Below are 22,926 nucleotides of genomic sequence, written 5' to 3' on the forward strand. Positions count from 1 at the left end.
GTCCCGACGCCGTCGCGGGCGGGCGGCATGCAGCTATCAAGTCGGGAACTGCATGCCGCTTATGCCGACGCGGACCGCGCCTCGCGTCTGAACAGCACGTAGAGCGCCGGCAGCACCAGCAGCGTCAGCATCGTCGACGAGATGATGCCGCCGATGACGACGGTGGCGAGCGGGCGCTGGACCTCGGCGCCGGCGCCGGTCGCGATCGCCATCGGCACGAAGCCAAGCGAGGCGACCAGCGCCGTCATCAGCACCGGCCGCAATCGCGCCAGCGCGCCCTCCTCCACCGCGGCCCGCACCGAGCGTCCTTCCCGGCGTAGCCGTTCGATGAAAGCGATGATGACCAGGCCGTTGAGCACGGCGACGCCTGACAGCGCGATGAAGCCGACGCCGGCCGAGATCGACAGCGGCAGGCTGCGCAGCAGCAGCGCCGCGATGCCGCCGGTCAGCGCCAACGGCACGCCGGAGAACACCAGCGCGGCATCGGCGAACGACCCCATGCTCATGAACAGCAGCAGGAACACCAGCGCGAGAGCGATCGGCACCACGATCGTGAAACGCTTGGTCGCCGACACCAATTGCTCGAACTGTCCGCCCCAGCCGATCCAATAGCCTGGCGGCAGCTTGACCTTCTCCGCGACGGCGGCCTGCGCCTCGGTCACGAACGAGCCGAGGTCGCGGGCGCGAACATTGGCTGACACGACGATCCGCCGCTTGCCGTTCTCGCGGCTGACCTGGTTCGGCCCCGGCGCCGAAGCCACGGCCGCGACCGACGACAGCGGCACGTAGCGCGGCTGCGCGGCCGAGGAGAAGGCGGGGCGCAGCGGCGCGGCATTCGCCTCCTCCCCCGCCGGCAGTGGAATCGGGATCGCGCGGATCGCATCGAGATTGCCGCGCAGACGCTCGGGCAGGCGGACGACGATGTCGAAGCGGCGGTCGCCGTCGAACAGCTTTCCGGCCGCCTTGCCGCCGATCGCGATTTCGACCACGCTCTGCACCTCGGCAACGCTGAGGCCGTAGCGCGACAGCGCCTGGCGGTCGATCCTGACGGTCAGGATCGGCAGCCCCGCGACCTGCTCGGTCTTGACGTCGGTCGCGCCATTGACGCCGCGGATCGCGGCTTCGACCTGGCGCGCCGCGCCCTGCAGGATATCGAGATCGTCGCCAAAGATCTTGATGCCGACATCGCTGCGCACGCCGGAGATCAGCTCGTTGAAGCGCAACTGGATCGGCTGCGAGATCTCGTAGTTGCTGCCGGGGATGTCGTCGGCCGCCGCCTCGATCTCGGCGACGAGCTGCGCCTTCGGCTTCGCCGGGTCGGGCCACGCCTGGCGCGGCTTCAGCATGATGTAGCCGTCACCCTGCGACGGCGCCATCGGATCGGTCGCGACCTCGGCCGTGCCGATGCGGGTGAATACGTCCTTCACCTCCGGGATGCGTCGCAGCCGCGCGTCCAGCGCCTTCTGCAGGTCGACCGAGAGGGTGAGGCTCGTTCCGGGGATGCGCAGGGCCGCGAGCGCGACGTCACCCTCGTCAAGGCTCGGAATGAACTCGCCGCCCATGCGCGTCGCGGCAAAGCCGCTCGCCGCGACGATCACCACGGCCAGGGCTGCGACCATCAGGCGGTGCGCGATCACGCCGCGCAGCAGCGGCGCGTAGACCCGCCGCGCGCCGCGCATGATGAGGTTCTCCTGCTCGGATACCTTGCCGGTGACGAAGATCGCGACCGCTGCCGGCACGAAGGTGATCGAGAACAGCACGGCGGCACCGAGCGCCATCAGCACCGTCAGCGCCATCGGCGTGAACATCTTGCCCTCGACGCCGGTCAGCGTCAGCACCGGAAGATAGACCACGGCGATGATGCCGGTGCCGAACAGGCTCGGCCCGATCACCTCGCGCGCGCCGCTGACGATGGTCTGCAACCGCTCGGCGGTCGTGAGCAGTCCGCCCTTGCGATGCTGCGCCTGGGCGAGCAGCCGCAGGCAGTTCTCGACGATGATGACGGCGCCGTCGACGATGATGCCGAAATCGATCGCGCCGAGGCTCATCAGGTTGGCGCTCACCCTGCTCTCGACCATGCCGGTGATGGTCATCGCCATCGACAGCGGGATGATGCAGGCTGTGACCAGTGCGGCCCGGATGTTGCCGAGCAGGAGGAACAGCACCACGACGACCAGCGCGGCGCCTTCGAGCAGGTTCTTCTCCACGGTGCGGATCGTCGCTTCGACCAGATGGGTGCGGTCATAGAGCGTGCGCGTGACCACGCCCTCGGGCAGCGACTTCGCGATGTCGTCGAGCCGGGCGGCGACGCGGCGCGCAACGGCGCGACTGTTCTCGCCGATCAGGAGCATCGCCGTGCCCAGGATCGTCTCCTCGCCGTTGAGCGTCGCCGCCCCCGTGCGCAGGTCGCGTCCTTCGGTCACCTCGGCGACGTCTCCGATGCGCACCGGCGTGCCGCCGCGGGCGCCGATCACGATGTCCTTCAGCTCGGCTGCGCTGCCGACCTGGCCGGGCGCGCGCACCAGATATTGCTCGCCATTGCGCTCGATATAGCCGGCGCCGACATTGGCATTGTTGGACGCCAGCACCGCGATCACGTCACGGAAACTGATGCGATAGGCCATCAGGCGGCCGGGATCGGGCAGCACGTGGAACTGACGCTCGAAGCCGCCGATCGTGTTCACCTCGATCACGCCCGGCACGCCGCGCAGTTGCGGTCGGATGATCCAGTCCTGGATGGTGCGCAGATCGGTCGGCGAGTAGTCGGTGCCATCAGGCGTCTTGGCGCCGGGCTTGGCTTCGACCGCATACATGAAGATCTCGCCGAGCCCGGTCGAGAGCGGTCCCATCGCGACCTCGACGCCCGGGGGCAGCTGATCCTTGATCTGCTGGATGCGCTCGTTGACGAGCTGGCGCGCGAAATAGATGTCGGTGCCGTCCTGGAACACGACGGTGACCTGGCTCAACCCATAGCGCGACAGCGAGCGCGTGTAGTCCAGCTTCGGCAGGCCGCCCATCGCGGTCTCGACCGGGAAGGTGATGCGCTGTTCGGTCTCGAGCGGCGAGTAGCCGGGCGCCTTGGTGTTGATCTGCACCTGCACGTTGGTGATATCGGGCACGGCGTCGATCGGCAGCCGGGTGAAATTCCAGGCGCCGAAGCCGGCGGCGGCGAGCGCTGCGATCAGCACCAGCCAGCGCTGGCGCACGGCAAATCCGAGGATCGCGTCAATCATGCTCGGCCTCCCCCTTGCCCATCTCCGCCTTCACCACAAAGCTGTTCTCGGCAACGTAGTGTTCGCCGGCGGCGAGGCCATCGCGGATTTCGACATAGGTCGGGTCGGACTCGCCGGTGACCACGGGGCGCGCCTCGATCTTGTCGCCCTCCTCGCGCACGAACACGACGGTCTTGTTCTCCAGGGTCTGGATTGCGCTCGCGCGGACCGCCACGGCGACGCTGCGCTTGGCGAGAACCAGCCGCGCGGTGACGAACAGGCCCGGGCGCAACCGGCCGTCGGGATTGGCCAGCACGACGCGGGCAAGCGCGGTCTGCGTCTCGCTGGCGCCGACGGGGGCGATGTAGGACACGTGGCCGCGGATCGCGCCGCGTCCGTCATCGGGATCGATCAGCACCTCGTCGTCGAGCCGGACGCGCCGGAGATCCTGACGGTAGATCGACAGGTCGACCCAGATCGTGGAGAGATCCGCGACCACGAAGGCCGGCTTCTGCTCGGAGGCGTATTCGCCGAGCGAGATCTGGCGGTCGATGATGGTGCCGCCGATCGGCGCCTTGAGATCATACGAGGTCAGGCTCTGATTGCTCTCGATCGCGGCGAGCAGTTCGTCCTTCGCGACGGTGTCGCCGATGCGCTTTTTGATGGCACGGACGATGCCCGGAAAGCGCGGCGTCACCTGCACCAGCGCTTCCTGATTGGCGCGCAGCACGCCGTTGAACGCCAGCGTATCGGACAAGGTCGCAGGGCCGGCTTCGGCGAGCGCGACGCCGGCCGCGGCGAGCTTCACGTCGCTGATGCGGATGCGGTCGGCGCCATGCTCGTCCTGCTCGACATGGTCCTTCGGTGCCTTCTCGGCATGATCGGCATGGCCGCCGGTTGCCTCGGCATGCGGCTCCGCCTCGACCAGCAGGCGCGATGCGCCGGCGCCGGCGGCGGCCGCCAGGATGACAATGAGGATGACGGTGGATGGTCTCATCGCGCAGTCTCCCGTGCCAGGGTGAAGGGACGGCCGACCAGGCCTTCGATCGTCGCCACGGCGACATGGATGTTCTGCAGCGCCTCCTGCTCGCGCAGCCGCGCCTGCGCCACGCTCGCCTGTGCGTCCAGCACCTCGAGCAACGAGAAGCGGCCGGCGCTGTAGCCCTGCGCGATCTCGTCGGCGGCCTCCTGCGCCTTCGGAATTGCGATCTCGCGCAGCACGGACAATTCCCGCAGCGAGCCCTGCAGCGAGTCGTAGGCGCGACCGGCGATCACCAGCAGGGCGTTGCGGTTGGCCTTGCGCTCGGCTTCGGTCTTGGCGAGGCTTTCCTGCGCCGAGAGGATGTTGCCCTGGTTCTGGTCGAACACCGGGATCGGCACGGAGACGCTGAGCCTGACGGCGTCGTCCTGCGTGTCGTTGAAATGCCGCCAGCCGGCACCGATGCGGACGTCGGGGTACGGCTTCAGCCGCGCCAGCAGCAGCTCGGCATTGCGCTGCGCGTAGACCGCGGTCCAGCGGACGAGCTGCGGATTGGCATCGATCGCCGCGATCACGGTCTGGAACGCCGGCGGCTGGCCGGTCGCATCGAACCGGCCGGTGGCGGCCGGGAGCTTCGCCGAGCTGTCGCCGATCAGCACGGCGAGCTCGCGGCGTGCGCTCGAAAGCGTCGCCTTGACGCGCTCGCGATCGGCGCGCACCAGCGCCGAGGCGACCTCGGCGCGGCCGGTCTCCGCCGGCGACGACGCGCCCGCCTCGACGCGACGGCGCAGCAGCGGCGTCAGGCGATCGAGCGCTGCGACCTGATCGTCGAGGATCTGGATGCGCCGCTGCGTGGCGAGCACCGTCACGAAGGCGATCGCGGTCTCCGACAAAATCTCCAGCCGCACCGCCTGGCGCTGGATCTCGGCGACGCGCACGCCGGCCTGGCCGGCGGCGATGCGGGCGTCGCGCTTGCCGAACCATTCGAACGCCTGGCTGATCTGCAAGGTCGTCTCGGCCGACCGCGTGCCGCGATATTGACCCGTTCCGAAAGAATTGTCCTGCTCGTAGGACAGCTCCGGATTGAGCAGCGCGCCGGCCTGCAGCCGCTGGCCGGAGGCGATGCCGATGTCGCGGTCGGCGGCGGATAGCCGTGGATTGGCGGCGAGGGCGCGGGAGAGCGCCGCGCGGAGGGTCAGCGTCTGCGCCGCGGAGGCGTGCACGGACAGAGCGAGCAGGGCTGCGGCGCCGATGGCACGCGCAGCCATCCCGGGGAATGGCATGAGATGAACCTGTCTGGACGGGCAAGGATGGACGGCGTCGGCCGTCCGGCACGTTGCGTCAGCTCAGGCGTTTTGGCGGCGGAGACTCGGACTCGGGGAGGACGCCTGCACTGAGCAGGGGAACGGCCCAGCCGGTTGCGGCCGCGACCTCGGCCGGGACGGCGGCGAACTGCGGCTGCGGCACGGCCACCGAGAAGCAGCCATGGCAATGATGGTCGGCGATGCCGCGCTGATCGGTGTGGCCCGCTCGGTCGAGCAGCGACGCGATCTCCGGCTTGCCCGCGGAGGGATGGGCGACGTCGATGTCACAAGCGCCGTGCAGCGCGCCCGCGAGGACATAGGCGACCATCAGGCAGGCGGCCACGATCCGGCGCAGCATGCGCGGACGGCTCGTGATGTCTCGTTTGCCAATGCTGCGCACCGCGCCCCCTGTTCGGCGAGCGGATAGCACGTGGCCGGCGCGGTTGTCGATCAGCAACAATGTAACAAGCGGAACCGCTCACGGCGCGCCAAGGGCGGGCGCCAGGATCACGCAGGCGAGCAGCGCCAGGGCCGCAGCGCTGCAGCGATAGCCGAGCCACGCCGGCACGACATGTCCGAGACCGCAGCGCAGCGTCGCGCCGAGCACGATCCAGGCTCCCCCGATCGTCGCGGTCGAGAGCCCGAGCACGACCAGGAACGGCCATAGGCTCGCCGCATCGCCTTCCAGCGGCAGCAAGGTGAAAGCGAAGATGATGGCCTTTGGATTGAACAGCGTCGTGATGAACACGCCGCGCAGGGTGACCGGCGCCGCATCGCTTGCGCCGCTGCTGCTGCCGTGGCGCCAGAGCGCGGCCGCGAGGTGCAGCAGATAGAGGACGACCACGACACGGAGAGCATGTCCGACCAGCGGCGCGGTCGCAACGAGCGGACCGAGCGTGATGCGCAGCGTCGCGATCGCGAGCAGATAGCCGGCAAGCTCGGCGAGCAGCAGATGAACGGATGCGCGCACGCCACGGCTCGCACCGGCAGTGGCGAGCAGCGTGTTGGTTGGGCCGGGCGTGACGAGCAGCGCGGCGCCCGCCGCGCCAAAGGTCAGGATATCCATGACCGCATCAAGCACGCGCGCCATGCGCCGGCCTTGACGCGCGTCAACGTCCGGCGCCGCGGGCCGCAGTCCCGTTTTCCGGAACGGCTCGTATGTCGGCTTCATTGCGGACGATGGTCGGCCGCGCCGCATGATAGGATCGTATGGCAGCATGCAGGGCGATTGATTGACTTGGCTCTCGTGCAAACTAAGGTTCGCGGCGCCGGAAGTGGAACAGCGCCTGATCATCGCACCGTTCGGACGCGTAGCATCGATGGTCGGCGCGCAAGGATCGGAAGACAGATGACGTTGGCGATGAGCTGGGACGAGTGGGCCCGGCATGATGGCATGGCGCTGGCGGCGCGCGTTCGCAATGGCGAGCTGACGGCGGCGGAGCTGGCGCGGCAGGCCGCCGAGGCAATCGCAAAAGTCGATCCCGCGCTGTCCGGCGTGGTCGAAGTCTTCGCCGACGCCGTCGAAGATCCGGCGAAAGCCGGCGCCAATCTCGCAGGCCCCTTCGCCGGCCTGCCGTTCCTGATGAAGGATCTCGGGCCGACCATGGCCGGGCGCCTGCAGGAGCAGGGCTCGCTGTTCATGCGCGGCAACCGCCCCGCCGCCGACACGCACCTGACGGCGAAGATGCGCAAGGCCGGCCTCAACCTGATGGGCCGCACCACCACGCCGGAGTTCGGCGTCTGCAGCTCGGCCGAGAACCCGGCCGTCTATGTCACGCGCAATCCGTGGAATACCGACTACACGACCTGCGGCTCGTCGGCCGGCAGTGCCGCGATGGTCGCGGCGGGCGTGGTGCCGATCGCGCATGCCACCGATGGCGGCGGCTCGATCCGGATTCCCGCGGGCGTCAACGGCAATATCGGGCTGAAGGTCTCGCGCGGCGTGTTCTCGATCGCGCCGCATCTGTCGGATCTAAGCGGCCTGGTCTCGATCCAGGGCTGCCAGTCGCGCAGCGTCCGCGACACCGCGGCGTTCGTCGATCATTGCCGCGGCGGCGCGCCCGGCGAGTTCATGCCGTATTGGACCACGCCGGAGCCTTACGTCGAGCTGATCAAGCGCGATCCTGGCAAGCTCAGGATCGCGCTGTCGTATCAATGGGGCGACTATCGCGCCACGCCGCACATCGCTTCAGAGCTGGCGCGTGTCGGCAAGTTCCTCGAGGGCCTCGGCCACCACGTCGGCTACGCGCTGCCCGACGTGGATTATCGCGCCGCATTCGCGGCGCAGACCACCTGCTACATCTCCAACTTCGCGATCGTCATCAACAACCTGCTCGCGTCGCGCAAGCTCGAGCGGCCGCCGGCCGAGCTGATCGAGCCGATCAACATCCGGATCTGGGAGGCCGGCCGCGATACCAGCTTCGCCGAGCGCGCGGCGATGCAGGCGGTGTTCAACACCACCTCGCGCGCCTTCGGCGCCTTCTTCGAGGACTGGGACATCATCCTGACGCCGATCACGGCGCTGCCGACCCCGAAGATCGGCACCACCGAATATCTGACGATCAGCGACAATCCGGACGTGCTCGACTGGTTCGAGAATCTCTGGCGCAACTTCGCGTTCACGCCGCTCGCCAACCTCTGCGGCATTCCGGCGATCTCGCTGCCGCTCGCGACCAACGAGCACGGCCTGCCGCTCGGCATCCAGGCGATCGGCAAGCAGGCCGACGACGGCCTGCTGCTGCAGTTGGCCGCCCAGATCGAGCGCGCGATCGAGGGCAAGTGGAACGGCGGTACCACGCCCGCCGTCCACGTGACCAAAGCCTGAGCCGCAACCACGAGCGCCCCGCCGGCCACTGATCCGGCGGCGCCCATCGATCGTTGTTCAGCGTGGACGGTGCCGGCCGGAGCCGGCGCGTCGCACTGATCGGCGAGGGCGAACGTGACGGACGAGCGGACCGCGACGCGTTCCGGCAGGGAGGCGGCAGATGCCGCCCTGCCCCGGCGCGGCATGCGGGTCCCGTGGTGACGCCATGCCGAAGATGCGGCGCAAGGCCGACTTGCCGACCAGGATATGCGCTGCGTGCGGCCGCCCGTTTGCGTGGCGGCGCAAATGGGCACGCGACTGGAACGAGGTGAGATACTGCTCGGACCGCTGCCGATCCGACCGCGGCCGGACGCCCACTGCGATCGCCAGGAGCCGCGGAGGCTAGCGTCATGATGTCCGGCGTCCCCGCTCCGATGCGCATTCTCGGCCTCGCCGGGCTGATTCCGTTCGCGGGCCTCGCCGCATTGGTGATTGCAGGTGACGATCCGATCCGGCTGGCCGCGCTGCGCGCGCAGATCGGCTATGGCGCGGTCATCGTGAGCTTTCTCGGCGCGATCCATTGGGGCGTCGCCGTGCAGACGCCGGCGCTGGCAGTCTGGCCGCGCATGAGCTGGGGGGTGACGCCGTTCCTGCTCGGCTGGGTCGCGCTGTTGCTGCCGCCGCTGCCCGCGTTGGTGCTGCTCGAAGCCGCGCTGCTGACCGCGTTGGTCTACGATGAGTTCAGCTTCGGCGGCGACGATCGACGAGCCTGGTTCCTGAAGCTGCGGCGGCTGCTCAGCCTTGGTGCAATACTGTCTCTGCTCGCCACGCTGATAGGCATCGTGGTCAAGGGCGCGCTCTGACGGCCACCGTTGTGGACAATGCGGCAATCCCTCGGGCAAGCTCGCATATCCACTCGCGAGGCGCCATGAACATCCTGCTGCTCAATCCCAACATCCGCACCGACATCACCGACCTGATGCTGCAGGTCGGCCGGGAGGCTGCTGCGCCCGGCACCACCCTGATCCCCTGCACCGCGCCGCGCGGCGTGCCCTACATCGCCACCCGCGCCGAGGCGCAGATCGGCGGCGCCGTCGCACTGGAGATGCTGGCGGAGCGTCACGACACCTTCGACGCTGCGATCATCGCTGCGTTCGGCGATCCCGGCCTGTTCGCGGCGCGCGAGCTGTTCGACGTGCCGGTGATCGGGCTTGCGGAGGCCGCGATGCTGACGGCCTGCATGGCCGGACGGCGCTTCGCGATCGTCACCTTCGCGCAGGCGCTCGGCCCCTGGTACGAGGAGTGCGTGCGCATGCACGGGCTGATGGAGCGCTGCGCCGGCATCCGCATGCTCGACGGCAGCTTCAGGCAGATCTCCGACGTGCAGCACGAGAAGGAGGAGCTGCTGGTCGAGCTGGCGCTGCGCGCGGTCGAGGAGAACGAGGCCGACGTCCTGATCTTCGCCGGCGCACCGCTGTCCGGCCTCGCGGCCCGCGTCGCGCATCGTATCCCGGTGCCGGTGGTCGATCAGGTGATCGCGGCGGTGAAGCAGGCCGAAGCACTGCTCGCCTTGAAGATGCGCAAAGCCACCGCCGGCACCTTCCGCCGCCCGGCCGCGAAACCGACGACGGGCTTGCCCGCGGCGCTGGCCGCACGGCTGGAGCATCGCGACGGTTAGCTGGACGACACTGTTAGTGGGCTTGCTCGATCCTTGCCTCTCCCCGCTTGCGGGGAGAGGGAGCGCATCGCCGTCGGCGCACGCCCGTGCCTCCCAGCTGGAATGGCATCTTAATACTGGCGTACCTGTCATATCCTCTTTTGTACACAAGCAGCCGCCACTGCCTGAAAAGGCGGCACGCTTCTTGCTTTTTCAAACGAATAGAGCAGGAAGCCCATGGCCAGCGTATCGGAAGCCAAGTCGCTCGTTCTGGATCGGATCACGCACCGCTTCGCCAGCGGCACGATGGCCGTCTCCGACATCAATCTCGACGTGAAAGGCGGCGAGATCATCGCCCTGCTTGGGCCCTCGGGCTGCGGCAAGACCACGCTGCTTCGCATCATCGCCGGCTTCATCGGCCAGAGCGAGGGGCGCGTCATCATCGGCAACGACGTCGTCGACGCGCTGCCGCCCAACCGCCGCGCCGTCGGCATCGTGTTCCAGAACTACGCCCTGTTTCCGCATCTCTCGATCACCGAGAATGTCGGCTACGGCCTCGCCGCGCGCGGCGTCGACAAGGCGACGCGCAACAAGGAAGCGCAGCGGCTCCTCGACATGGTGCAGCTCGGCCCGTTCGGCGAGCGGCTGCCGCGGCAGTTGTCCGGCGGACAGCAGCAGCGCGTGGCGCTGGCGCGCGCACTGGCGATCAAGCCGTCGATCCTGCTGCTCGACGAGCCGTTCGCCGCGCTCGACAAGAATTTGCGGCTCGACATGCAGATCGAGGTCAAGCGGCTGCAGCGCATGGCGGGCACCACAACTTTGATCGTGACGCACGACCAGGAGGAGGCGCTGTCGATGGCCGACCGCGTCGCCGTGCTCAGCCATGGTCATCTCGAGCAGTTCGGCACGCCGTCCGAGATCTACGACCAACCGCAGACGCTGTTCGTGAACAGCTTCGTCGGCACGGCAAACAAGATGAAGGGGACCGTGATCGCGACCGACGCGGGCAGTGTCAAGGTTGGCCTGGAGGCCGGCGGCGAGATCATCGCGCGCGCACCGCATCCGGTCAGTGCCTCAGACAAGGTCACCGTCTGCCTGCGTCCCGAGCACCTCACCTTCGTCAGCGACGACACCGGCTTTGCGGGCGAGATCGGCATGGCGTTGCCGCTCGGCGCCACCGTCGTCCACGAGATCAAGGCCAAGGACGGATCCAGCATCAAGATCTCGCAGGCCCGCACCGGCGGCACGCCGCTGCGCGAGGCCGGCGCCCCGGTGCGGGTCGCACCGATCGCACCCGGCCTCGCCACCGTCTTCCCGCAATAGACCAACAGACACATCGGAGTGGAACATGATGCTTGATCGCCGCCGGCTCCTGACCAGCGCCTTGACGCTGGGAGCCATGCACGCCTTCCCGGGCTTGAGCCTCGCGCAGGCGCGGCCGCTGGTGTTCGCGACCTTCACCGGCAGCTGGGAAGAAGCACATAAAGCCGTGCTCGTCCCTGCCTTCCGCAAGGCCAACGCCGATGCGGCGATCGTGCTCGATCCGATGCTGTCGGTCGACCAGATCGCCAAGGTCAACGCCGCCAAGGCCAATCCGCCGATCGACGTCATGCTGCACGACCCGGGTCCGGCGCTGGTCGCGATCGGCCAGGATCTCGTCGAGCCGTTCCCGGCCGACAAGAGCGCGTACTTCAAGGACCTGATTCCGGAAGCGCAGGACGCGATGGGCCCGGCGCCGTTCTTCCAGGTCGTCGGCCTCACCTACAATCCGGAGACCGTGAAGACGCCGCCGACCTCCTGGGCCGACCTGTGGAAACCCGAGTTCAAGGGCAAGGTCGGCATCACCAACCTGAACTCCACGCTCGGCACCGGCTGGCTGGTCGAGATCGCGCGCATGCGCGGCGGCTCCGAGGCCAATGTCGACGAGGGCTTCAAGGCGCTGGAGGAGCTGAAGCCGAACCTCGCCGCCGTCGCCGCCAATCCCGGCGCGCTGGCGACCCTGTTCCAGCAGGGCCAGATCGACATCTCGCCCGGCAATTTCAACGCCATCCAGATCCTGAAAGCGCGCGGCGTGCCCGTCGAGTTCGTGGCGCCCAAGGAAGGCGCGATCGCCTTCAAGACCACGATCCACATCGTCAAGAACTCACCGAACAAGGAGCTTGCCTTCAAGCTGATCGAGGCGGCGCTGTCACCGGAGGTGCAGACTATCCTGATGAATTCGCCGTATCTGATCGTGCCGACCAACACCAAGGTCGCGATGTCCGGCGAGATCGCAAAGGTGCTGGCCAAGGACACCGCGGAGCTGAAGAAGAAGTTCGTGTTCCAGGATTGGAAGAAGATCAACGAGCAGCGCGCGTCCTGGATCGAGAAGTTCAACCGCGACATCAAGATCTGACGCGATGAAGAGCGCCACGACCGCACCTGGAGACGTGACCAGCTTCAGCCTAGGGCTTGCTCTGCCCTTGGGCCTGGTGTTCGCGATCTTCTTCGTGCTGCCGCTGGCGCAACTTCTTTTTCTCTCGCTGCACAACGACACCGCGGCGACGGTGTGGGGGCTCGGCCAGTACGTCAAATTCCTGACCGACCCCTTCAGCCTCGCCGTGCTCGGCTCGACGCTTCTGCTCGGCGCCGAGGTGACGCTCGCCTGTCTCGTGCTCGGCTATCCCATCGCCTGGCTGTACCAGCGCTCCGGCAGCCGGGTGCAGACCCTGATCATCATGATCGTGCTGCTGCCGTTACTCACCAGCGTCGTCGTCCGCACCTTCGCCTGGATCGTGATCCTGGGCCGGCAGGGCATCATCAACTCCGTGCTGCAATCGCTTGGGCTGATCGGCACGCCGCTGCGCATGATCTACACGCAAGGCGGACTGGTCGCGGCGCTCGCGCAGGTACAGATGCCGCTGATGGTGCTGCCACTGATCACCGCGATCGGCCGCATCGATCCCAATCTCTCCGACGCCTCGGCCTCGCTCGGCGCCGGTAGCTGGCGCACCTTCGTCAAGGTGATGCTGCCGCTGTCGATGCCCGGCATCATCGCCGGCTGCACCCTGACTTATGCCGCCGCGATCACCGCCTTCATCACGCAGTCCCTGGTCGGCGGCGGGCAGATGCTGTTCATGCCGATGTATCTCTACCAGCAAGCCTCGACCCTGCAGAACTGGCCGTTCGCCGCGGCGATCTCGATCATCTTCCTGTTCGCAGTGCTCGCCATCGTCGCGCTGTTCTCGACCCTCGGGCGGCGTGCCCGCGGCTATGGAGACGCCAGATGAGCCAGCGCCAGCGCAACTGGGAAGCGCTGAGCTTCCAGATCGTGATGACGGTGGTTGCCGTGCTGGCGCTGATCCTGATCGTGTCGCCGTCGCTGGTCGTGGTGATCGTCTCCTTCACGTCCGGCTTCTCGCTGAAATTCCCGCCGCCGGGCTATTCGACCCGCTGGTACGTCGAATTGTGGAACGCCTGGCAGCTGCAGTTCGCCGCACGCAACAGCGTCGTCGTCGCGCTATGGTCGACGGGTCTGTCGATCATGCTCGGCGTCGCCGCGGCGCTGGCGATCTCGCGCTCGAAGACGCTCACGGCGAAGCTCCTGGACTCGTTGTTCATGTCGCCGCTGGTACTGCCGGCACTCGCCTTCGGCTTGGCGGCGCTGATGTTCTTCTCGCTGATCGGCCTACCGGTGTCGCTGCTGACCCTGGTGATCGGCCACACCATCGTCTGCGTGCCCTATGTCGTCCGCAACACCGTCGCGGCACTGGCCCAGCTCGAGCCGACCCTGCTGGAAAGCTCGGCGATCCTCGGCGCCTCCAGGCTCTACACGTTCCGCCGCATCGTCTTGCCGCTGATCCGCCCCGGCATCATCTCCGGTGCCTTCATCGCCTTCATGTCATCGTTCGACAACGTGCCGGTGTCGCTGTTCCTGCGCGACGCCGCCACCGACATGCTCCCGATCCGCATGTGGCAGGACCTCGAAGGCAAGCTCGACGTCACCATCGCCGCGCTGTCGAGCGTGCTGATCATTGCCACGATCGCGCTGATGACGATCATGGAGCGCACCACCGGACTGTCGAAGCGGCTGACGGGTTGAGGCTGAGTGCCCGTTCCTGAAATTGGGAGTTCGTGCCCGTCCAACTCCAAGCCGTCATGGCCGGGCTTGTCCCGGCCATCCACGTCGGCCGGCGATCGTGGATGGACGTGGATGCCCGGGACAAGCCCGGGCATGACGAGTGTTTCCTTGGCAGGCAGGATCGTCCAACCATCAGCGTACGTCGGCGCGAGCTGTACCTCAGGCCCCACGGAAGATCGAATAGCCCCAGGGAGTGAATTTGAGCGGCAGGTGAAAGTGCTCCTCGACCTTGTCGATCGCGAAGCGAAACGGCACTGTGGTGAGGAATTTCGTCTGAGCGCCAGTCCCGAAGAACTCGCCGACATGAAACAGCACCTCATACTCGCCGGCGGTCACGCCGTCGCCCTCGACGACCGACGCCTGCAGAGTGCCATCGGCGCCGAGCTGTCCCTCCGCGAGCAGCGTGCGATCGGGCATCACGCGCCAGATCGCGACGCGCAGGCCACGCGCGGGGCGCCCGTTCGCTACATCAACCGCATGAACCGAGATTCCACCGGCCATTTCGTGCTCCGCCATCAGGTTGTCGCGGCATGATAGCCGCGAAGCAAGCATCAGCGCCAGCGCCGCCGCTGTGGCCTGCAGTCGCTGCGATGACCGCGCTGCAGGCCCTGGTGTCGCTGGCGCTGTTCGCGCCGGGCGTCGTGGCGCCGCGCGCTGGACTGAGCATCGAGCAACTGTCGCTGTTCTCCACGACAGCCTTCACCATCAGCCTCGTCTCCTCGTTCTGGGGCGGCACGCTGGTCCAGCGCGTCGGCTCGCTGCGCGTGGCGGCCCTGTGCGCGGTCGCCGTCTGCGCTGGCATGTCGCTGGCGCTGTTCGAGAGCGGATGGGCGCTGCTCGGGGCCGGGCTGATGCTCGGCCTTGCGGTCGGACCGGAGACGCCGGCAAGCTCGGCGCTGCTCGGACGGCTCGTGCCGGCCGAAAAGCGCGCGATGGTGTTTTCGATCCGGCAGACCGGCAACCAGATCGGCGCCGTCGTCGGCTCGCTACTGCTGCCGCCGATCGCCGTGCTGCTGGCGCCGAGCTCCGCCTATGCCGCCGTGATCGTCTGCGCCGCCATCGCCGTCGCCGGCTTCGAGCGTCTCAGACCGGCCTATGCCATGACGCCGCCAACCATGCCGCGGCTCGGCCTGTTCGATCGATTGCGACTGATCAGCGCCGACCGCCGCATGGCCGCGCTCGCCGTCGCCTCGATTCCGTTCAGTGGCATGCAGGTCATCCTCAACACCTGCTTCGTCAGCTTCGGCACGTCAGAGCTCGCGCTGAGCCATGTCGAGGCCGGCTGGGTGCTGGCGTCAGCGCAAGGCGCCGGCCTGATGGGACGGCTGGGCTGGGGCGTGGTCGCGACACGCCTGCGCTCGGCGCGCGCCGTGCTGGTGATGGCGGGCGTGGGCATGGCCGTCTGCGCGCTGCTGCTCGGTCTCTGCGGGCCGCTGCTGAGCCGATCGATCCTGATCCTGCTCACGATCGTGTTCGGGCTGACGGCGAGCGGCTGGAACGGCGTGTTCATCGCCGAGATCGCCAATCTCGCCAAGCCCGGACGCGTCGCCGAGGCGACAGGCGCAGTGCTCACCGCCTCGTTTCTGGGCCTCGTCGCCGCGCCGCTGCTCGTCGCGCTGCTGACTCCCCGCGTGGGACTCGGCGGCAGCTTCGTCGCGCTCGGATTGACGGCGGCCGCAGGCACAGCCGTACTGCTGATGGAGCGATCCCATGCGCGCGAGTGACATCGCAGGCGCCGTCATGGCACGGCGGAACACGGCCAGAGAGATCGCCGAGCAGGCGCTGGCGCGGATCGCGGCGGCCCATGACCTCAACGCCGTCGTCACCACAGATCCGGCGCGAACGAGCGCCGAGGCCGATGCCGTCGATGCGCGCGTGGCCGCCGGCGAAGCAATGCCGCTCGCCGGCGTGCCGATCGTGGTCAAGGACAACATCTGGGTCGAGGGCTGGCGCATCACGCAGGGCTCGCGGCTGTTCGCTGATTTCATCGCGCCCGAGGATGCGATCGCGATCGCGCGGTTGCGCCGCGCTGGCGCCGTGATCATTGGCATCGGCGCAACTTCCGAGTTCGCCTGCAAGGGCGTGACGACCTCGCGGCTGTTCGGACCGACCGTTCATCCGCAGGACCGGCAGCTCACGCCCGGAGGCTCGTCGGGCGGTCCCGCCGTTGCGGTGGCGGCTGGGCTCGTGCCGCTCGCGATCGGCACCGATGCCGGCGGCTCGAGCCGCCGGCCGCCGGCCCATGTCGGCGTGGTCGGCTTCAAGCCGTCGTTCGGCGCCATTCCCTACGGCCCGGGATTCCCCGAGCCATTCTGGCGCATCTCGGTGATTGCGCCGATTGCGGTCGATGTCGGCGATGCCAGACTTGCGTTCGAGATCATGGCCGGCGCCGATCCGCGCGATCCTGATACGTTCGATGTGGCCGCGGCGGATCATGCAACGCCGCCGCGCGTGGCGTTCTCGCCGCGGCTCGGGCTGGACGTCGCGGTCGATGGCGACATCAGCGCTGGCCTGCAGCGGGCGGTCGACCGCCTCCGCGCCGGCGGCATGCCGATCGTCCACAAGGATCCCGTCTGGCCGGCGGGCCTTGCCGAGGACGCGGTGATGCCGCTCCAGCATGCCGGGCTGGCCGCGCTCTACGGCGATGCCTTCCACAGTGATCCGGCGCAATTCGATCCAGATATCGCCAAGCAGATCGAGCGCGGGCTCGGCCTGAGCGGCGCCGACGTCGCGCGTGCGCTCGAGGCAAGCGCGCAGATCGCGCGGGCCTTCGCAAGCTTCTTCACGCAGGCCGACGTGCTGCTGGCGCCGACCGTGCCCTGCGTCGCCTGGCCATTCACGCAGCTCGGCCCATCCAAGATCGGCGGCAAGCCGGCGAGCCCGCGCGCGCATGCGGTGTTCACGCCTTACGCCAATCACGCCGGCGTGCCGGCGATCTCGATCCCCTGCGGCGCCAACGTTCACGGACTGCCATTCGGTCTGCAACTCATCGCGGCCCGCGGCCGCGACCGCCTGCTGCTCGATGTCGCTGCCGACGCCGAGCGGATCCTTGCTCAGTCCTGATCGAACTTCTTCGCCAGCCGGGCCCGGGTGATGTGACCGATCTGGTCGATGGCGTTGGCGATCTCGGTGTCCGGGTCGTTGCCGATGCGACGCTCCATCTCGGCGATGACCGAGGGGCGGTCGGCGTGCAGCGCCAGAGCGACGATCAGCGGCATGCCGAACTTGTCGCGATAGCGGCGGTTGATGTCGGCGACGCGCTCGAACTCGGCGCGCGACAGCGAGATGAAGCCGAGCCGACCCTGCTCGCCGATCGAGTCGTTCGTCATCTCACCCGCCAGTGCCTCGCGGCCGGCGAGCTCCGGATGGGCGCGGATCAGCTTCAGCTTCTCGTCGCGGCTCATGGCGCGGACGACGTTCATGAGCGTCGTATGCAGCGCATCCGCGGCGTCGTCGAATGCGGACAGGCCGGCGCGATAGGCGCGGTCGGCAATCTCCGGGGAGTGCTCGAAGATGTCGCCATAGCGCTCCACGAACAGCACGCGCGACATCTGCGAGGGCCGCCACGCGCCGGCCGGCGGATGCGTCCGGATCCAGTGCCGCGCGATGTCGAGCCGGGTCGCGACCCAGACCTTGTCATGACCCGTGATGTAGTCGAGGAAGCGCGCCAGCGCGGCCGCGCGCCCGGGGCGGCCGACCAGCCGGCAGTGCAACCCGACCGACATCATGCGCGGGCTCTCCGCGCCCTCCGCGTAGAGCGTATCAAAACTGTCCTTCAGATAGGCGAAGAACTGGTCGCCGGAATTGAAGCCCTGCGGGGTGGCGAAGCGCATGTCGTTGGCATCGAGCGTATAGGGCACGATCAGTTGCGGGCCGTGCGGCCCTGCGATCCAGTACGGCAATTCGTCCGCATAAGAATCGGCGCTGTAGACGAAGCCCTGCTCGTTCAACACGATGTCGAGCGTGCGCTCCGACGTGCGGCCCTGGTAGAAGCCGAGCGGCCGCTCGCCCGTCAGCTCGGTATGGAGCCGGATAGCCTCCTCGATATCGGCGCGCTCGTCGACCTCGGGGACATCGCGGTAGTCGATCCATTTCAGGCCGTGGGAGGCGATCTCCCAGCCGGCTTCCTTCATCGCAGCAACAGCATCCGGATTGCGCGCCATCGCGCTCGCGATGGCGAACACCGTCACCGGCAGCTTGCGCGCGGTGAACATCCGCCACAGCCGCCAGAAGCCGGCGCGCGAGCCGAATTCGTAGATCGATTCCATGTTCATGTGGCGCTGGCCCGGCCACGGCTGGGCGCCCACGATCTCGGAGAGGAAGGCTTCGGAGGCAGCGTCACCGTGCAGGATGTTGTTCTCGCCGCCCTCCTCGTAGTTGATCACGAACTGCACCGCGATGCGGGCATCGCCGGGCCAGCGCGGATGCGGCGGCGTGCGGCCGTAGCCGACCATGTCGCGCGGATAGACGTCAGCACTCATCCGGATCAGCTCCCGCGATAGGTCTGGTAGCTCCAGGGCGTCGCGAGCAGCGGCACATGATAGTGCGCGCCGGCGTCGGCGACGGAAAAGCGGAGCGGGATCAAGTCCAGAAACAGCGGGTCTTCAGAGGCGAGGCCATGGGCCTTGAAATAAGCTCCCATATGGAAGGTCAGCATGTAGGTGCCGGTGGTGAAGTCATCGGCCGCCAGCACCGGCTGGTCGGTGCGCCCGTCGGCATTGCTCCGGACCTGCTTGACGCGGCGCCAGGAGCCGTCCGGCTCGAGGACATCGAGATCGATCGCGACGCCGGCCGCGGGCTTGCCCCTGACCGTATCCAGAATATGCGTGCTCAGCCGCCCCATGCATCGTTCCCTCTGCTGCCGGTTCGGAACACTATCAGCGCCAGGTTAAAGGTTCGAGGCGATTTGCAGTTCAGTCTCAGCCTACGGGCTGGTCACGTCGCGCTCCTTGCCGAAGCGCTCGACCAGGAAGTCGATGAACAGCCGCACCTTCACCGAGAGGTGCCGCGTCGGCGGATAGATCGCATACAGCGCGAGCGGCGGCGCGGCGTAATCGGCGAGGATCGCGGTCAGCGCGCCGCTCTCGAGCGCGTCCGCCGCAATGAAGCGCGGGATCAGCGCAATGCCCTGTCCCCTGATGGCGACGTCGCGCAGCACCTCGGCATTGTTGACGCACAACGACCACGCCGGCTGGACCCAGTGGTCGCCGTCGCGGCCGGTGAGCTTCCACTGATTGCCGGTCAGCAGGAAACCGTAGGTGAGAGAGGTGTGACGACGCAGCTCCTCCGGGCTGCCAGGCGTGCCGTGCCGCGCGAGATAGGCCGGCGCGGCGCAGATCACGCGCTCCACCGGCATGATCCGCCGCGCCACCAGGCTCGACGATTCCAGCTCGGCGATCCGCAAGGTCACATCGAAACCGTCCTGGACCGGATCGAGCAGGTCGTCGCTCAGCACGATCTGCAACTGCAGCTCGGGATAGCGGGCCATGAAATCGGCGACGACGGGACCGAGCCGCATGGTGCCGAACGACATCGGCGCATTGACGCGCAAGAGCCCGCGCGGCGCGGCCTGCGACTGGCTGACGGCCTGATCGGCGGCGTCGAGCTCGGCGAGAATCGAGACTGCACGCTCGAAATAGAGCTGGCCGGTCTCGGTCGGGCTGGCATGGCGGGTGGTGCGGACGATCAACTGCACGCCGAGGCTCTGCTCAAGCTCGCCGATATATTTCGAGATCGCCGAGCGCGACAGCCGCAACTGCCGGCCGGCCTCGGCGAAGCTGCCGCTCTCGACCACCTTCACGAAGGCCCGCAGGCTGCTCAGCTTGTCCATAGGCCCGCCATTGTCGCCAAATCGTAGACAGAGACGTCACAAGAGCACGGATTGTCTCCAAATCAAAGCCGGCCAATATTGTGCCCAGGAAATCAACGGCCCTTTCGGCGGCCCATCGACAGGAGACCCACATGCCCGGACTGCACCACGTGACTGCGATTGCCGGCGATCCGATCCGCAATTTCGGCTTCTACACCCGCGACCTCGGGCTGCGCTTCGTCAAGAAGACGGTCAATTTCGACGATCCCGGCACCTATCATTTCTACTACGGCGATGAGACCGGCCGCCCCGGCACCATCCTGACCTTCTTCCCCTGGGCCGGCGTGCGGCCGGGCCGCCGCGGCGTCGGCGAGACCCACCAGACCGCGTTCCGGGTTCCGCAGCGCTCCCTTGGCTACTGGACGCAGCGCCTGACCGAGAAGGGCATCGCCTATGAGGCGCTGGAGAAGCGCTTCGGTGAATCCGTGCTGCCGTTCGCCGATCCGGACGGCATGGCGCTCGCGCTGGTCGGCGTCCCCGGCGCGGAGAACGAGCCCGGCTACAGCAATGGCGACATTCCGGCCGAGCACGCGATCCGCGGCTTCCACGGCGTGACCCTGCTGCTCGACTCCGCCGAGAAGACCGCCGCCGTGCTGACCGATGTGTTCGGCTTTGCAGAGCAAGGCCGCGAAGGCTCGGTCATCCGCTTCAAGGCGCCGGGCGACGCGCAGGGCAGCGTGGTCGACATCTACGAGGCCAAGGGCTTCCTGCGCGGCGCGCAGGGCGCCGGGTCGGTGCATCACATCGCCTTCCGCGCCGCCGATGACGCCGCACAGGGCGTGATGGCGCAGCGGCTGGTCGATCGCCACGGCCTGCATCCGACCGAGCAGAAGGACCGCAACTACTTTCGCTCGATCTACTTCCGTGAGCCTGGCGGGGTGCTGTTCGAGATCGCGACCGATATCCCGGGCTTCGCGGTCGACGAGCCGGTCGCCGAGCTCGGACGAAACCTGAAGCTGCCCGCTTTCCTCGAATCGCACCGCAAGCAGATCGAAGGCGCGCTGCCCAACCTCGAAGAGGCCGCATCATGACCGTGGCATTGTCCTTCACCCACCGCTTCCAGCCCGGACGCACACCGGGAGCAGCTCCACTGCTGCTCCTGCACGGCACCGGCGGCGACGAGAACGATCTGCTGCCGCTCGGCGCCACGCTGTCGCCCGGCGCCGCCCTGCTGTCGCCGCGCGGCCAGGTGCTCGAGCATGGCATGCCGCGCTTCTTCCGCCGGCTTGCCGAGGGCGTGTTCGACGAGGACGACGTCCGCCGACGCGCGCTGGAGCTCGGCGCCTTCATCGGCGAGGCGCGTCAGCACTACGGGATCGGAGCGCCGGTCGCGGTCGGCTATTCCAACGGCGCCAACATCGCCGCCGCGCTGCTGCTGCTGCAGCCGGAAGCGCTGACCGGTGCAGTGCTGTTCCGCGCCATGGTGCCGCTGGCGCATCCTCCGGCCGCCACGCTCGCGCGCCGGCCGGTGCTGATGCTGTCGGGGCTCGCCGATCCGATCGTACCCGCCAGCAATTCGGCGAAGCTGTGCACGCAGCTCACCGAGGCCGGTGCCGACGTGACCCACACGACGCTTCCGGCGGGGCACCAGTTGTCGCAGGCGGATGTGACGCTGGCGCGCGACTGGCTCGCCGGACTGCCGCAGGCGATCGCCGCCTGAAGACGCTTGCGGCTGTCGCGGCTCCTGGCCAAGAATGTGGTCTCATCGGCACCAGCATCGGACCGCCCTCCGGCGGCTCCGATGCTGGCGGATAGATGGGAAGGATGTTGCGCATGGCCGTCGACAAGCTGTTCATCAATGCGCGGCTCGACCGCGGCGCGCGCCATGCGATCACGGTCGACGGCGGCCGCATCAGCGGGCTTCTCGCTGAGACCGAGCGCCCTGAGGCGCGCGAGGTGATCGATCTCGGCGGCGCGCTGGTCGTGCCCGGCTTCGTCGAGGGCCACGTCCATCTCGACACCAGCTTCTACGGCGATGCCTGGAAGCCGCACAAGCCCTGCACCAACGGCTTCGACGTGCATGAGCGCGTCACGTTCCAGGCGCAGAACATGGCGGCGGCGGCGCCGATGGACGTGCGCGCCCGCAACCAGCTCGATCTCTGCATCGGCCACGGCACGACACGGATGCGCAGCCACGTCATGGTCGACGGCTCCGTCGGCCTCACATCGCTGGAAACGATCCTGCGCGTCCGCGACGAGTATCGCGAGCTGATCGAGATCCAGCTCGTCGCCTTTCCGCAGAGCGGCATCCTCAAGAGCCCGGGCACGCGCGAGCTGCTCGACGAGGCCATCAGGCTCGGCGCCAACCTCGTCGGCGGGCTCGATCCCGCGAGCTTCGACCGCGACGTCGAAAAGCACCTCGACGTCGTGTTCGGCACAGCCCACAAGCACGGCGTCGATGTCGATATCCATCTGCACGATCCGGGCATGCTCGGCCTGTTCGAGCTGGAGCAGATCGCGGCGCGCACGCGCGCCCTCGGCATGCAAGGTCGCGTCGCGGTCAGCCACGCCTACGCGCTCGGCGACCTGCCTGCTGACCCGCTGAAGAAGATTGCCGACGTCCTGGCGGCGTCTGGCGTCGCCATCATGACCAACGCTCCGGGCGCGCGGCCCTTCCCGCCGGTGGCGGTGCTGCGCGCGGCGGGGGTCACCGTGTTCAGCGGCAACGACAACATCCGCGATTCCTGGTGGCCCTATGGCGACGGCGATCTGTTGAACCGCGCCATGATGGTCGGCTATCGCTCCGGCTTCTATGTCGATGACGAGTTGCGGATGGCCTTTGACCTCGTCACCGAAGCCGGCGCCAAGGCCTTGAGGCTTGCGGACTACGGCCTGCGCGTCGGCGCGCGGGCCGACTTCGTCACCCTCGATGCCGAGCACGTGCCGGAGGCCGTCGTCGCCGTGCCAAAGGGCCGCTCAGTCTACAAGGACGGCCGCCTCATCGCGCGCGACGGCCGTGTGATCAGGCAGCCGACCTAGGCC

Annotated in this window: 22 protein-coding genes; 13 read left to right on the forward strand and 9 right to left on the reverse strand. The window is 68.0% G+C overall.

Going from position 1 to position 22,926, the window contains the following annotated elements; genetic code table 11:
• Positions 1 to 59 precede the first annotated feature (59 nt).
• The 5 genes from ACQR03_RS17125 to ACQR03_RS17145 are packed head-to-tail and all read right to left on the reverse strand — an operon-like array spanning position 60 to position 6,561.
• The gene (locus ACQR03_RS17125; RefSeq protein ID WP_434841754.1) at positions 60 to 3,233 is read right to left on the reverse strand and encodes an efflux RND transporter permease subunit; all 3,174 of its coding nucleotides are present in this window, start codon (positions 3,231 to 3,233) and stop codon (positions 60 to 62) included.
• Positions 3,226 to 4,209: a divalent metal ion exporter adaptor subunit IhpB gene (gene ihpB / locus ACQR03_RS17130; RefSeq protein ID WP_434841755.1), complete on the reverse strand. Its 984-nt coding sequence runs from the start codon at positions 4,207 to 4,209 to the stop codon at positions 3,226 to 3,228. Before ihpB ends, ACQR03_RS17125 begins: the two co-directional genes overlap by 8 nt.
• The gene (gene ihpA / locus ACQR03_RS17135; RefSeq protein WP_434841756.1) at positions 4,206 to 5,474 is read right to left on the reverse strand and encodes a divalent metal ion exporter subunit IhpA; all 1,269 of its coding nucleotides are present in this window, start codon (positions 5,472 to 5,474) and stop codon (positions 4,206 to 4,208) included. Before ihpA ends, ihpB begins: the two co-directional genes overlap by 4 nt.
• A 58-nt stretch (positions 5,475 to 5,532) precedes the next feature.
• Positions 5,533 to 5,952: a hypothetical protein gene (locus ACQR03_RS17140; protein WP_434841757.1), complete on the reverse strand. Its 420-nt coding sequence runs from the start codon at positions 5,950 to 5,952 to the stop codon at positions 5,533 to 5,535.
• A gap of 21 nt (positions 5,953 to 5,973) precedes the next feature.
• Complete coding sequence (locus ACQR03_RS17145; protein WP_434841758.1) at positions 5,974 to 6,561, reverse strand: LysE family transporter; 588 nt, start codon at positions 6,559 to 6,561, stop codon at positions 5,974 to 5,976.
• A gap of 282 nt (positions 6,562 to 6,843) precedes the next feature.
• Between ACQR03_RS17145 and ACQR03_RS17150 the strand changes: the two genes are divergently transcribed.
• The 8 genes from ACQR03_RS17150 to ACQR03_RS17185 all read left to right on the forward strand — a co-directional run bounded on the left by ACQR03_RS17150 (position 6,844) and on the right by ACQR03_RS17185 (position 14,036).
• Positions 6,844 to 8,319: an amidase gene (locus ACQR03_RS17150; RefSeq protein WP_434841759.1), complete on the forward strand. Its 1,476-nt coding sequence runs from the start codon at positions 6,844 to 6,846 to the stop codon at positions 8,317 to 8,319.
• Positions 8,320 to 8,524: 205 nt separating this feature from the next.
• On the forward strand, positions 8,525 to 8,704 hold the full coding sequence (locus tag ACQR03_RS17155) for a DUF2256 domain-containing protein (protein ID WP_315713691.1): 180 nt from the start codon (positions 8,525 to 8,527) through the stop codon (positions 8,702 to 8,704).
• A 4-nt stretch (positions 8,705 to 8,708) separates the two neighbouring features.
• Positions 8,709 to 9,161 carry a DUF3429 domain-containing protein gene (locus ACQR03_RS17160; RefSeq protein ID WP_434841760.1) on the forward strand — a complete coding sequence of 151 codons (453 nt, stop codon included), beginning with the start codon at positions 8,709 to 8,711 and terminating at the stop codon, positions 9,159 to 9,161.
• 65 nt (positions 9,162 to 9,226) lie between these two features.
• Positions 9,227 to 9,976: an aspartate/glutamate racemase family protein gene (locus ACQR03_RS17165; RefSeq protein WP_434841761.1), complete on the forward strand. Its 750-nt coding sequence runs from the start codon at positions 9,227 to 9,229 to the stop codon at positions 9,974 to 9,976.
• 216 nt (positions 9,977 to 10,192) lie between these two features.
• Positions 10,193 to 11,278: an ABC transporter ATP-binding protein gene (locus tag ACQR03_RS17170; RefSeq protein ID WP_315825895.1), complete on the forward strand. Its 1,086-nt coding sequence runs from the start codon at positions 10,193 to 10,195 to the stop codon at positions 11,276 to 11,278.
• Between the two features lie 25 nt (positions 11,279 to 11,303).
• Complete coding sequence (locus ACQR03_RS17175; protein ID WP_316201532.1) at positions 11,304 to 12,350, forward strand: ABC transporter substrate-binding protein; 1,047 nt, start codon at positions 11,304 to 11,306, stop codon at positions 12,348 to 12,350.
• Between the two features lie 4 nt (positions 12,351 to 12,354).
• Positions 12,355 to 13,224 carry an ABC transporter permease gene (locus ACQR03_RS17180; RefSeq protein WP_315713686.1) on the forward strand — a complete coding sequence of 290 codons (870 nt, stop codon included), beginning with the start codon at positions 12,355 to 12,357 and terminating at the stop codon, positions 13,222 to 13,224.
• Positions 13,221 to 14,036 carry an ABC transporter permease gene (locus ACQR03_RS17185; protein WP_315713685.1) on the forward strand — a complete coding sequence of 272 codons (816 nt, stop codon included), beginning with the start codon at positions 13,221 to 13,223 and terminating at the stop codon, positions 14,034 to 14,036. Before ACQR03_RS17180 ends, ACQR03_RS17185 begins: the two co-directional genes overlap by 4 nt.
• 198 nt (positions 14,037 to 14,234) lie before the next feature.
• Here ACQR03_RS17185 and ACQR03_RS17190 read toward each other — a convergent pair whose 3' ends face one another.
• Positions 14,235 to 14,576 carry a hydroxyisourate hydrolase gene (locus tag ACQR03_RS17190; protein WP_316172716.1) on the reverse strand — a complete coding sequence of 114 codons (342 nt, stop codon included), beginning with the start codon at positions 14,574 to 14,576 and terminating at the stop codon, positions 14,235 to 14,237.
• 29 nt (positions 14,577 to 14,605) lie between these two features.
• On the opposite strand from ACQR03_RS17190, the gene ACQR03_RS17195 reads away from it, so the two are divergent.
• Positions 14,606 to 15,799, forward strand: a complete 1,194-nt coding sequence (locus ACQR03_RS17195; RefSeq protein WP_316172717.1) for an MFS transporter — start codon at positions 14,606 to 14,608, stop codon at positions 15,797 to 15,799.
• Positions 15,786 to 17,138 carry an amidase gene (locus tag ACQR03_RS17200; RefSeq protein ID WP_434841762.1) on the forward strand — a complete coding sequence of 451 codons (1,353 nt, stop codon included), beginning with the start codon at positions 15,786 to 15,788 and terminating at the stop codon, positions 17,136 to 17,138. The genes ACQR03_RS17195 and ACQR03_RS17200 overlap by 14 nt, the downstream gene beginning before the upstream one ends.
• Here the strand turns inward: ACQR03_RS17200 and puuE are convergent.
• The 3 genes from puuE to ACQR03_RS17215 all read right to left on the reverse strand — a co-directional run bounded on the left by puuE (position 17,129) and on the right by ACQR03_RS17215 (position 19,905).
• Positions 17,129 to 18,556 (reverse strand): allantoinase PuuE, encoded by a 1,428-nt coding sequence (gene puuE, locus ACQR03_RS17205; RefSeq protein ID WP_316172719.1) that lies wholly within the window; start codon positions 18,554 to 18,556, stop codon positions 17,129 to 17,131. The genes ACQR03_RS17200 and puuE overlap by 10 nt on opposite strands.
• A gap of 5 nt (positions 18,557 to 18,561) precedes the next feature.
• On the reverse strand, positions 18,562 to 18,918 hold the full coding sequence (gene uraH, locus ACQR03_RS17210; RefSeq protein ID WP_315713680.1) for a hydroxyisourate hydrolase: 357 nt from the start codon (positions 18,916 to 18,918) through the stop codon (positions 18,562 to 18,564).
• A gap of 81 nt (positions 18,919 to 18,999) precedes the next feature.
• On the reverse strand, positions 19,000 to 19,905 hold the full coding sequence (locus tag ACQR03_RS17215) for a LysR family transcriptional regulator (RefSeq protein WP_315752165.1): 906 nt from the start codon (positions 19,903 to 19,905) through the stop codon (positions 19,000 to 19,002).
• A gap of 131 nt (positions 19,906 to 20,036) precedes the next feature.
• Between ACQR03_RS17215 and ACQR03_RS17220 the strand changes: the two genes are divergently transcribed.
• The 3 genes from ACQR03_RS17220 to ACQR03_RS17230 all read left to right on the forward strand — a co-directional run bounded on the left by ACQR03_RS17220 (position 20,037) and on the right by ACQR03_RS17230 (position 22,923).
• Positions 20,037 to 20,975, forward strand: coding sequence for a ring-cleaving dioxygenase (locus ACQR03_RS17220; RefSeq protein ID WP_316172720.1), 939 nt, complete (start codon positions 20,037 to 20,039; stop codon positions 20,973 to 20,975).
• Positions 20,972 to 21,604: an alpha/beta hydrolase gene (locus tag ACQR03_RS17225; protein ID WP_316172721.1), complete on the forward strand. Its 633-nt coding sequence runs from the start codon at positions 20,972 to 20,974 to the stop codon at positions 21,602 to 21,604. The genes ACQR03_RS17220 and ACQR03_RS17225 overlap by 4 nt, the downstream gene beginning before the upstream one ends.
• A 113-nt stretch (positions 21,605 to 21,717) precedes the next feature.
• Entirely contained in the window at positions 21,718 to 22,923 is a 1,206-nt protein-coding gene (locus ACQR03_RS17230) for an amidohydrolase family protein (protein ID WP_316172722.1), read from the forward strand.
• Positions 22,924 to 22,926 lie beyond the last annotated feature (3 nt).

The sequence above is a fragment of the Bradyrhizobium sp. HKCCYLS3070 genome (assembly GCF_051167575.1).
In the GTDB taxonomy this organism is placed as follows: domain Bacteria; phylum Pseudomonadota; class Alphaproteobacteria; order Rhizobiales; family Xanthobacteraceae; genus Bradyrhizobium.

Bases quoted from the DNA above. Each gene is read 5' to 3' on its own strand.
- ACQR03_RS17125 (WP_434841754.1), bottom strand. From the start codon at position 3,233: ATGATTGACGCGATCCTCGGATTTGCCGTGCGCCAGCGCTGGCTGGTG.
- ihpB (WP_434841755.1), bottom strand. From the start codon at position 4,209: ATGAGACCATCCACCGTCATCCTCATTGTCATCCTGGCGGCCGCCGCC.
- ihpA (WP_434841756.1), bottom strand. From the start codon at position 5,474: ATGCCATTCCCCGGGATGGCTGCGCGTGCCATCGGCGCCGCAGCCCTG.
- ACQR03_RS17145 (WP_434841758.1), bottom strand. From the start codon at position 6,561: ATGGATATCCTGACCTTTGGCGCGGCGGGCGCCGCGCTGCTCGTCACG.
- ACQR03_RS17150 (WP_434841759.1), top strand. From the start codon at position 6,844: ATGACGTTGGCGATGAGCTGGGACGAGTGGGCCCGGCATGATGGCATG.
- ACQR03_RS17155 (WP_315713691.1), top strand. From the start codon at position 8,525: ATGCCGAAGATGCGGCGCAAGGCCGACTTGCCGACCAGGATATGCGCT.
- ACQR03_RS17160 (WP_434841760.1), top strand. From the start codon at position 8,709: ATGATGTCCGGCGTCCCCGCTCCGATGCGCATTCTCGGCCTCGCCGGG.
- ACQR03_RS17165 (WP_434841761.1), top strand. From the start codon at position 9,227: ATGAACATCCTGCTGCTCAATCCCAACATCCGCACCGACATCACCGAC.
- ACQR03_RS17170 (WP_315825895.1), top strand. From the start codon at position 10,193: ATGGCCAGCGTATCGGAAGCCAAGTCGCTCGTTCTGGATCGGATCACG.
- ACQR03_RS17175 (WP_316201532.1), top strand. From the start codon at position 11,304: ATGATGCTTGATCGCCGCCGGCTCCTGACCAGCGCCTTGACGCTGGGA.
- ACQR03_RS17180 (WP_315713686.1), top strand. From the start codon at position 12,355: ATGAAGAGCGCCACGACCGCACCTGGAGACGTGACCAGCTTCAGCCTA.
- ACQR03_RS17185 (WP_315713685.1), top strand. From the start codon at position 13,221: ATGAGCCAGCGCCAGCGCAACTGGGAAGCGCTGAGCTTCCAGATCGTG.
- ACQR03_RS17190 (WP_316172716.1), bottom strand. From the start codon at position 14,576: ATGGCCGGTGGAATCTCGGTTCATGCGGTTGATGTAGCGAACGGGCGC.
- ACQR03_RS17195 (WP_316172717.1), top strand. From the start codon at position 14,606: ATGATAGCCGCGAAGCAAGCATCAGCGCCAGCGCCGCCGCTGTGGCCT.
- ACQR03_RS17200 (WP_434841762.1), top strand. From the start codon at position 15,786: ATGCGCGCGAGTGACATCGCAGGCGCCGTCATGGCACGGCGGAACACG.
- puuE (WP_316172719.1), bottom strand. From the start codon at position 18,556: ATGAGTGCTGACGTCTATCCGCGCGACATGGTCGGCTACGGCCGCACG.
- uraH (WP_315713680.1), bottom strand. From the start codon at position 18,918: ATGGGGCGGCTGAGCACGCATATTCTGGATACGGTCAGGGGCAAGCCC.
- ACQR03_RS17215 (WP_315752165.1), bottom strand. From the start codon at position 19,905: ATGGACAAGCTGAGCAGCCTGCGGGCCTTCGTGAAGGTGGTCGAGAGC.
- ACQR03_RS17220 (WP_316172720.1), top strand. From the start codon at position 20,037: ATGCCCGGACTGCACCACGTGACTGCGATTGCCGGCGATCCGATCCGC.
- ACQR03_RS17225 (WP_316172721.1), top strand. From the start codon at position 20,972: ATGACCGTGGCATTGTCCTTCACCCACCGCTTCCAGCCCGGACGCACA.
- ACQR03_RS17230 (WP_316172722.1), top strand. From the start codon at position 21,718: ATGGCCGTCGACAAGCTGTTCATCAATGCGCGGCTCGACCGCGGCGCG.